We start from the raw sequence: 9,523 nt of genomic DNA, 5'->3' as shown, positions 1-9,523 counted from the left end.
GGAACGACGGACGATGCGTCTATTCACCGTCTTCGTCGCCGGCTACTCGGTCTCAACGTTCGGCAACTTTCTCAACCTCGTCGCCCTCAACCTGTACGTGTATCACCTGACGGGTAGCGCACTGCAGACCGGACTGTTGATGGCGACCCGGCTCGCCGCCGGTTTCGTCGTAGCGCCCGTGGCTGGCGGCCTGGTCACCCGCTTCGACCCCAGAACCGTCATGATCGTCACCGACGTCGCACAGGCCCTCGCGATGATCGCGCTGCTGGCCGTGCCGGCAGCCGGGCACCCGCAGCTCCTCTACGCCGTGGCCGTGGTCCTCGGCAGCGGCAACACGATCTTCAACGTGGCGCTGCGGACGAGCGTGCCAGAGCTGGTGGGCGACGCGGAGCGGTTACGGGGCAACGGGTACCTGCTGACGGGAAGGTCAGCGGCGACGGTGCTCGGCTTCACCTCGGCCGGCCCGATCATCAGCGAGTTCGGGTTCCTTCCCGCCTTCGCGGTCAACGCCGGAAGCTTTCTCGTCTCCGCGGTCGTCCTGGCCTGCCTGCCGCTGTCGTTCCGCAATGCCGTTGCCGTATCGACGGCGCGGAAGTCCATTCGCGAACGGGCCGGGCTGGGCGCTGTCCGGATGCTGCTCGCCGGGTCGCCTGTCCTCGCCGGCATGGTGGCATTACGCGGTGTGGACGCCTGGGGATCCGCGTCGCACAACGTAGCCCTGCCGGTCTTCGCGAATGTCGTGAACCCGGGCAACCCGGCGGCGCTGCTCAGCCAGTTTTGGGCCGCCTGGGCTTTCGGCACGCTGCTGACGCACCAGATGGTCTCGTTGTGGCTGAAGCGCACCGGCCGGTCACTGGATGAGCGGACGTTCGCCGTGGCTGCCTGTGTGATGTCACTGGCGTTCGTAGCGGCGTTCACTGGACCGCCTGTGCCGCTACTGATCTTGGTGGCGCTGGTCGCCGGGTTCGCGGACGGGTGCACCGAACTGGCGTACTCCACCCGCCTGCAGGCCGCGCCCGCGCAGGTACGTGGGCATTTGTTCGGGATCTCCGCGACGGCTGAGACGTTCGGCTTCGCAGTCGGCATGCTGGCCAGCGGGCTCGTGCTGGAGCGGGCCTCCCCGATGCCGGTGGTCGCCCTGTTCCATGGCACGGTAGTCGTCACCGCCGGCGCGTTCCTGTTGCTAACCCTCACCAGGTGGCGAACCGTCGATCGGGGCGCCCCGCCGCTGGCTGACCGCACCGCGGATGATCAGAAACCGGACCTGGATGTCCTCGCGAGCTCGTCCCACGGCCCGCACGACGACCGCAGGTGAGAGATCGAGGGCACTCATCCGCTCGGCGATATCCGCCTGGTCGTCTACCGGGTCCTGAGAGGGCGCGGGCGGTCGGTGGCCGAGGTGGCGGTGTCGTCTGCGAGGTCCTTCTCGGCACCGCGAGCAGCGCCAGCAGGCGGTCGCCCAGCCCGAGGGTGGGCGGGAGGTGATGGTCACTCTGCCGGTGGCGAACGCGACCCCGGCGGACGTCGGCTCGGCCGTCACCGGTGCAAACCCCGGCTGGAGGACGGTAGGGATCAGCTGCGTTCCTGAGCCCGCCGCCCCGGACGATCTCTGGTCGGGCCGGTGAGCAGCAATTACAGTGCCCCCGTGACCGCCGACACGATTCCACCGCTGCGGATACGGCTGTTGGGCGGCTTTCGGGCGGAGCGCGACGGAGTTCCGGTGCTGCAGCGCTGGCGCCGGCCTGGGGCGCAGATCCTCGTCAAGCTGCTCGCGGTGGCGCCCGGGCGCTGCATGCACCGCGAGCAGGTGATGGAGGTGTGCCGGCCGGGCGCCTCGCGCCAGGCCGCGATGAGCAGCCTGCGGGTCGCCCTTCACACCGCGCGGCACGCGCTGCAACCGGAGTTGCGTCCCCGGGAGGATTCCGCCTATCTGCTTCTGGAGGGCGAGCTGTTGGTGCTGTCCCCGGCGCTGGTGACGGTTGATGCGGACGAGGCGGAGGCGCTGGCACACGCAGCCCTGGCCGAGCCCGAGGCCAGGGGGCGGCGGGTGGCGCGGCTCGCCGCCGCGCTGGAGGCGCTGCGGGAGGAACTGCTCCCCGAGGATCCCTACGCCGAGTGGGTGTCGTCGCGCCGGGCCGAACTCTCCGTGCTCCGCAACCGGGTGCTCCACGCCCTCGCCGACACGCACCTCGCCGAAGGGCGCCCAGCGGAGGCGGCCACCCTGCTCGAATGGTTCCTGTCCAGCAACCCCGCGGACGAACGCGCCCACGAAGGCTTGATGCGGGCCCTGCTCGCCCTGCGCCGGCCCGAACAGGTCCTGCGGCAGTACCAGCTGGCCCGCGCGGCGCTCGATGCCGAACTCGGGGTACGTCCCGGCGCGCTGATCGAGGAGCTGCGCCGGGCGGCCGCCGCCGCATCCTCCCGGCCGGCCGCCGATGCGCCAGCGCAGCCGCCACCGCTGCATCCGGCCGTTCGGCTCGCGGTAGGGACCCCGCTCTTCGGTCGGGACCAGGCGCTGCGCGTGCTCACGAGTCAGGACGATGGCGTTCCCCCGCTAACACTGGTCGCAGGCGAGGCGGGCATCGGAAAGACCCGGCTGGCCGCCGAGGCCGCAGGGATCGCTCACCAACGCGGGGCGCTGGTGTTGTGGGGAGCCAGTCACGAAGCGGAGGGGCAGACGCCGTACGGCCTGTGGGCTGAGGCCCTGGACTCGTGGCTCGCCGACCGGTCGCCCCAGGAGCAGGCGGCCGTCGCAGCCGAGTACCCCGTACTCGCCAGCCTGGTGCCCGCCCTCGGCCCGGCGCCCGTCACCGACGTCGGACCCGAGGAGAAGCGCGCCCGCCTCTTCCTCGCGGTCGGTGGTCTGCTGGACCGCCTGGCGGAAGCCAGCCCCCATGGCGTCCTGGTGGTGCTGGACGACCTGCACGCCGCCGACCTCGCTTCGATGCAACTTCTCTATCACCTCGTCCGTCGTCCCGGGTCGCGGGCACGGCGGTTCATCGCCACGTACCGCGAGGAAGACCTCACCGTCGACTCAGCGCGCCGGCGCGTTGTCGACGCGGCGGTGCGCCAGGGCCTGGCAAGGCGACTGGACCTGATGCGCCTGAGCGAGCGGGATTGCGGGCGGCTGGTGGCCGGACTGTGCGGTGAGGCCAACCCCTCCCCGGACTGGGTTTCCGGCGTCTTTCGGCTCTCGGCGGGCAATCCGCTGTTCGCCGGTGAACTGGCGAGATTTATCAGCAGCGAGCTGCCTTCCCCGTCCGCGACCGCGCTTGGGTCCATCGGCCTCCCCGAATCGATCCGGGGGGCGGTCGAGGCCCGGCTGGATCGTCTCGACAGCGCGGCCCGCAACGTCGTCGACGTGCTCGCCGTGGCCGGTGGGGACGTCTCCCTGATCGAAGCCGCAGATGTCGCCCGGTCGGGTCTGCATCCACCGCTCAACAGTCCGCAGTTCGCCGTCGCCGTCGACCGGATCCTGGCCGCGGGCCTGGTCGAGGAACGCGATGTCGCCCTGGCCGGCCGGAACGTACCCGGATACGCCTTCCGGCACCCGCTGGTCCGGCTGGCCTGCTACGAACGGCTCACCGCTGCCCGCCGCCGGGTCATGCACGGCGCCTACGGCGACGCGGTGCTCCGGCACCGCCCGGACGCGGTCGACGCGCTCGCTTTCCATTTCGTCCAGGCGGACGACCCGCGCGCGGTGCCCTGGTTGCGCAGGGCCGCCGAGCGGGCCGCGGCACTGTATGCCAACGACAGCGCAGACCGCTACTACACCGAACTGATCGCGCGGCTCACCGACGATACGCAGGCGGCGGATGCCCGGCACGACCACGGACTGATCCTGCGTCGGCTGGCCCGCTACCCGGAAGCGGAGCAGGCGCTGCGTAGCGCGCTGGAAACCCGGTTGCGTGCAGGGTCGGTCGACGCGGCCGTGCGATCGCTGGCGGCCCTCGCCGAGGTGTTGTGCTCGGCGGGCCGCCCCAAGGAGGCACGGGCGCTGCTGGACGACTCCACGACCTCACCCGATGACGTGTCGGCGGGCGCGCTGGCCCTGAGGAAGCTGGCCTCGTCCTACGCATACTTCCAGCTCGGACGGTACGAGCACTCGCTGGCAGCGGCCGTCGACGCCGAGGCTGCGGCCCGCGCGGCGGTCGGAGGCGCCGACCGGGATCAGGTGCCGCTGCTGATGGGCCGCGCCACCGGCAACCGGGCGCTCGCCCTGGCAATGCTGGATCGGCCGGCCGCGGCGCAACAGGCGGCGCTGGAGTCGCTCGAGCACGCCGAACGGGCCGGGGACGTCAAGCTGTTGACGACAGTGCTCTCGATGCTCAGCAACCTCGCACTCGAGGCCGGAAACCATGGGGCGGCGCGCGACTTCCGAATCCGGTCGCTGGGCATGGCCGAGCGCGGCGGGGACCCGACCATGATCGCGTTCGAACGAGGCAACATGGCGCGACTGGACCTGGTCACCGGGAACATCGAGGCCGCACACGCGGGTGCGGTCGCCGCAGTCGAGCTCGTGCGACCGTTCAGCCCCTCGTGGTGCCTGGCCCCCTGCCTCGTGCATCTGGCGGAGGTGTCGGTCCGTCGGGCCGACTGGGCGGTCGCTGACGCGGCGCTGCGCGAGTGCGCGGAACTCGCCGGACGCAGCGGTGACGCCCAGGTACTCGACGCAATCGACCGGATTTCGGCGGAGCTTGCGCAGGCCAGAGCCGCCACGGGATGAGGGCGACGCCCATAGCGGCCGGGTAACGAGGCTGTTAATGGCCGGGTAACGCCCCCGCTCTACGGTGCGCGCCGGAACCCGATGCGATCGTGAGGCCCGCCATGCACATCCCCACCCCGTCGGCCAAGGACGTACCCGCCGTCATGGTCGTAGATGCCGGCGGTGAGCCCTGGGAACAGGTCGAGCCGCTGCTCGCCCGCCGGGTGGGGGAGCTGCCTCCGGCGGCCGTGCTGGAGCTCATCGCCTCGGAGCCAGGGGTGTGTGCCGCCCTGCCGCACTGGTGTGCGGAGCGCGGGCATGCCCTGGAGCCAGGCGTGCCGGACGGCGACGCGTCGGTGTTCCGCATCCGCAGGGACGACCTTTCACCTTTGGAGTTGCGATGAGAACCCCGGCACGTGTGTGGAGACTCGGTCCGGCCAGGCGAAGTCGCCTCGCCGGTAGGCTGGTCGGCGGTCTGGCGTCGATCGCGTTGGCTGCGTCGGTGCTGGCGTTGACGGGCACGGCGGCGCAGGCTGTTGAGCCGCAGGCGAAGGCACAGGACAAGATCCGGCCTGCCCTGCTGAACAAGCTCAAGGCGAAGGGCCAGGCCGACTACTGGGTGCGTCTGGACACGCGGGCCGACCTGTCGACGGCCAGCCAGATCAGGGACTGGAACCAGCGTGGCAGCGCGGTGGCGAAGGCGCTGCGGGAGCACGCGGAGGTCAGCCAGGCCGGTATTCGTGCCCGGCTGGACCGGGCGAAGGTGGAATACAAGGCGCTCTGGGCCACGAACGCGATCCACGTGACGGGTGGTTCGCTGAAGATGGCCGAGCAGTTGGCGGCGGAGCCGGCGGTGGAGTCGCTGTGGCCGGTCGTCAGCTATTCGGCGCCCGAGCCGGCGGCGGGCCAGGATGTTGCCGAGGTCAACTCGGTCGAGTGGGGCATCGCCAACATCAATGCCGATGACGTGTGGGCGAAGTACGGCGCGAAGGGTGCCGGCATCGTCGTCGGGAGCATCGACACCGGCGTCCAGTTCGACCACCCGGCGTTGGTGAAGCAGTACCGCGGCAACAAGGGCGACGGCACGTTCGACCACAACTACAGTTGGTTCGACGCTGCGGGGACCTGCGCGGGTGCGCCGTGTGACCGAAACGGGCACGGCACGCACACGACGGGCACGATGGCCGGCGACGACGGCGGCAGCAACCACATCGGGGTCGCCCCGGAGGTGAAGTGGATCGCCGCCAACGGCTGCTGCCCGAGCTCCACCGCCCTGATCGAGTCCGGTCAGTGGATGTTGGAGCCGACCGATCTGAACGGGCAGAACCCGGACGCCAGCAAGCGGCCGCACGTCATCAACAACTCGTATGGGTCCAACGTGCCGTCGAACGACCCGTTCATGGAGGACATCAGCCTGGCGTGGACCGCGTCGGGCATCTTCGGGGCGTGGGCGAACGGCAACAACGGCGGCGGCTGCAACACGAGCGGCTCACCGGGCAGCCGGATCATCAACTACTCGGTCGGCGCGTACGACGCGAACAACGCCATCGGCTCGTTCTCCTCGCGCGGGGCGGGCCAGGACGGTGAGATCAAGCCGAACATCTCCGCCCCGGGCGTGAACGTGCGCTCCAGCGTGCCCGGCAGCGGGTACGCCAGCTACAACGGCACCTCGATGGCCACCCCGCACCTGGCGGGCGCGGTCGCCCTGTTGTGGTCCGTCGCGCCGGCCCTGGCAGGTGACATCGAAGCGACCAAGGCCCTGCTCGACGACACCGGCATCGACACCCCGAGCAGCCAGTGCGGCGGCACCGACGACGACAACAACGTCTTCGGCGAAGGCCGACTCGACGCCCTTGCACTGGTGAGCCACGCCCCCGGCCGGGTCAGTGGTCTGATCACCGACACGGCGACGGGCAAGCCGATCTCGGGCGCAACGGTCACCGCCGGCGCCGTGACCGCCCGCTCCGACAGCGACGGTCGGTACCAGCTGCCGGTGACGGACGGCGAATACACCCTGACGTTCGGCGCCTTCGGCTACGCGGACGCCACCGCCGTCGTGTCGGTCCGCCCTGGTGAGCCAGTCACCCGCGACATGGCGTTGGCTCCGGTGCCACGGGTTCACGTCCGCGGCACGGTCACCGACGGCTCCGGCCACGGCTGGCCGCTGTACGCGAAGATCAGCGTGCCCGGTGACCCCAATGCCCACTACACCGACCCGTACACGGGCCGGTACGACCTGCTGCTCCCGGCCAACCGGAGCCACCAGCTGACCTTCGACCCGGACCTGTCCGGCTACCCGTCGGCGGCCCGGGAGGTGGCCATCGGAGGTGACGACGTCGCGCTGGACGTTGCCGTGCCCTATGACACCCAAGCCTGCACCGCGCCGGGATACGCGGTCAGCTTCGACGGGCTGAGCCAGTCGTTCGACACCTCTGACCGGCCGGACGGCTGGACCGTGACGGACGCGGCCGGCAACGGCGAGGTGTGGCGGTTCGACAACCCGGGCAACCGGAACAACAGGACGAAGGGCACGGGCTACTTCGCCACGGTGAACAGCCTCGTCTACGACCAGACCCACACCCAGGACACCACCCTCACCTCACCGGTGGTCGACCTGAGCGGCGTGGAGACCGCGACCTTGCAGTTCAACACCTACCTGATCGGTACCTACAATCCAGCGCCGGTCCATGCCTACGTCGAACTGTCCGTCGACAACGGAGCGACCTGGGAGACCGTCTGGGAGAAGGACAAGGTCAGCGTCTCCGGCTCGCTGCAGACCCTCGCAGCACCGCAGGCCGCGGGCAAGTCCCAGGTCCAGCTCCGGTTCCGGTACACCGGCGGCAGCCCCAACACCTGGCAGGTGGACAACGTCAACCTGGGTGAGCGCTCCTGCGTGCCCCAGCCGGTCGGGCTGGTCGCCGGCCACGTCACGGACGCCAACACCAGCGCCGGGCTCAACGGCGTCAAGGTGGCCGCCACCAGCGGGACGCCGACGGCGACCAGCAAGGGCACGCCCGACGACGCCTCGCTCGGCGACGGCTTCTACACGCTGATCGTGCCGGCCGGCGAACACTCCTTCACCGCCGGTGCCAGCCGCTACACCACTGTCACCAAGCCGCTCGCGGTCACCGCGCACGCGGTCGCCAAGGTTGACTTCCCGCTCCCCGCGGGACGGCTCGCGGTGTCGGGTTCGGTCGACCAGACCGTTCAGCTGGGCGGCAGCGCGACCGCCTCGGTCACGGTGACGAACACCGGCGGCGCTCCCGCCAGCGTGACGCTCAACGAGGCGAGCGGCCGGTTCTCCCTGCTGACCGCCCCCAGCGCCACCCCACGCAGGGTCCAGGCCACGACGTCCAAGCACGCCTTCGCCGGCACCACCCCCACGCAGAGCGCCGTGCCGCCGGCGGCGAGCGGTACCGACTGGGTGTACGGCCCGAGCACTCCCAACGGACTGATGGACAACGTCGTAGCCGCGTACGACGGCAAGGTGTACACCGTCGGCGGCGTGGCGATGAGCCCTGTCGGGCAGATCTCCCTCACCGACAAGGGGTACGTGCTGGATCCGCGCGGCGGCGGCTGGAAGCCGATCGCCAGCCAACCGACGATCCGGGACAAGGCCAACGGCGCCTTCATCGGCGGCAAGCTCTACATCACCGGCGGCTGGTCGGCCAAGCGGGACGGCTCCACCGAGCCAGGCCTGGACATCTACGATCCGCGCACCGACACGTGGAGCACGGGAGCACCCATCCCGACCAGCTACGCCGCCTCCGGTGTGGCCACGCTCGACGGCAAGCTGTACCTGGTCGGCGGCTGCACCGACACCTGCGGCAGCAAGGACGTCTGGATCTACGCGCCCAGCACGAACCGGTGGCAGAAAGCGGCCAGCTACCCGGAGCCCACGTCCTGGCTCTCCTGCGGGACCATCGCCGGCAAGATCTACTGTGCCGGCGGCACCACGGAGGACCAGAGCAGCCGGAAGACGTACGTCTACGACCCGGCAGGCAACACCTGGACGGGTGCGGCGAACATGCCGTCCGATGTCTGGGGAGCCGCCTACAGCGCGGCCAACGGCCTGCTGATCGTCTCCGGTGGCACCAGCGGCAACGGAAGCTGGATCAACATGGAGAACTACGCGTACGAAGCGAGCACGAACACCTGGTCCGCGCTCCCGTCATTCACCGTGCAACCCACCTACCGGGGTGGCGGGGCGTGCGGCTTCTACACCGTCGGCGGTGGCTACGGTGAGCCCGGCTGGCTCACCCGGAGCCTGCCCGGACTCGACGTTTGCGACGAGGGCGACGCGTCGTGGCTGTCGCTGGATGCGCGGCGGCTCACCGTGCAGCCGAGCGAGTCCGTCACGGTGAAGGTCACCCTGAACGCCGGTGCCGTGTCGATCACGCAGCCCGGCGACCTCACCGCCGAGATCACGGTGGACTCCGACACGCCGTACCGGGTCGCTCCGGTCGGCGTCACCATGCACGTCACCCCACCCAAGACCTGGGGCAAGGTGACCGGCACGGTGACGGGTATCGACTGCGACGGCACGTCGGTGCCGCTGGCCGGCGCGTCGGTGCAGGTCGTCACCTCGGGTGCCAGCTACCCGCTCGTCACCGACAAGGACGGGCGCTACGAGCGGTGGCTCGACACAAAGTACAGCCCCTTGACCGTGATCGCCGCCGACAAAGACTTCGAATCGGAGAGTCGCAAGATCAAGCTCAAGGCAGGTGCCACCACCGCGGCCAACTTTGCCCTGAGATCCTCCCTCTGCGTCGGCTGAACACGCGCGTACCAGGGCGTCCCCTGCCCTGCGCGCCGCAG

The 9,523-nt window shown here is 70.4% G+C and carries 4 protein-coding genes; all 4 read left to right on the top strand.

All coding sequences use genetic code 11. The features are described 5' to 3' along the window. Nucleotides 1–13 precede the first annotated feature (13 nt). On the top strand, nucleotides 14–1,315 hold the full coding sequence (locus tag ABZ793_RS25075; protein WP_357461606.1) for an MFS transporter: 1,302 nt from the start codon (nucleotides 14–16) through the stop codon (nucleotides 1,313–1,315). Between the two features lie 330 nt (nucleotides 1,316–1,645). After that, complete coding sequence (locus ABZ793_RS25070; RefSeq protein ID WP_357461603.1) at nucleotides 1,646–4,726, top strand: AAA family ATPase; 3,081 nt, start codon at nucleotides 1,646–1,648, stop codon at nucleotides 4,724–4,726. A 101-nt stretch (nucleotides 4,727–4,827) separates the two neighbouring features. Further along, a complete protein-coding gene (locus ABZ793_RS25065) occupies nucleotides 4,828–5,109 on the top strand; it encodes a hypothetical protein (RefSeq protein WP_357461600.1) in 282 nt (93 codons plus the stop codon). 98 nt (nucleotides 5,110–5,207) lie between these two features. Further along, complete coding sequence (locus tag ABZ793_RS25060; protein WP_357461597.1) at nucleotides 5,208–9,482, top strand: S8 family serine peptidase; 4,275 nt, start codon at nucleotides 5,208–5,210, stop codon at nucleotides 9,480–9,482. The last annotated feature ends 41 nt before the right edge of the window (nucleotides 9,483–9,523 follow it).

It is taken from the genome of Micromonospora sp. NPDC047465 (genome assembly GCF_040643125.1).
GTDB lineage: Bacteria > Actinomycetota > Actinomycetes > Mycobacteriales > Micromonosporaceae > Micromonospora.
Note: the sequence above shows the minus strand (reverse complement) of the source record. Positions and strands in the feature narration are given on the sequence as shown.

Bases quoted from the DNA above. Each gene is read 5' to 3' on its own strand.
- ABZ793_RS25065 (WP_357461600.1), top strand. From the start codon at position 4,828: ATGCACATCCCCACCCCGTCGGCCAAGGACGTACCCGCCGTCATGGTC.
- ABZ793_RS25075 (WP_357461606.1), top strand. From the start codon at position 14: ATGCGTCTATTCACCGTCTTCGTCGCCGGCTACTCGGTCTCAACGTTC.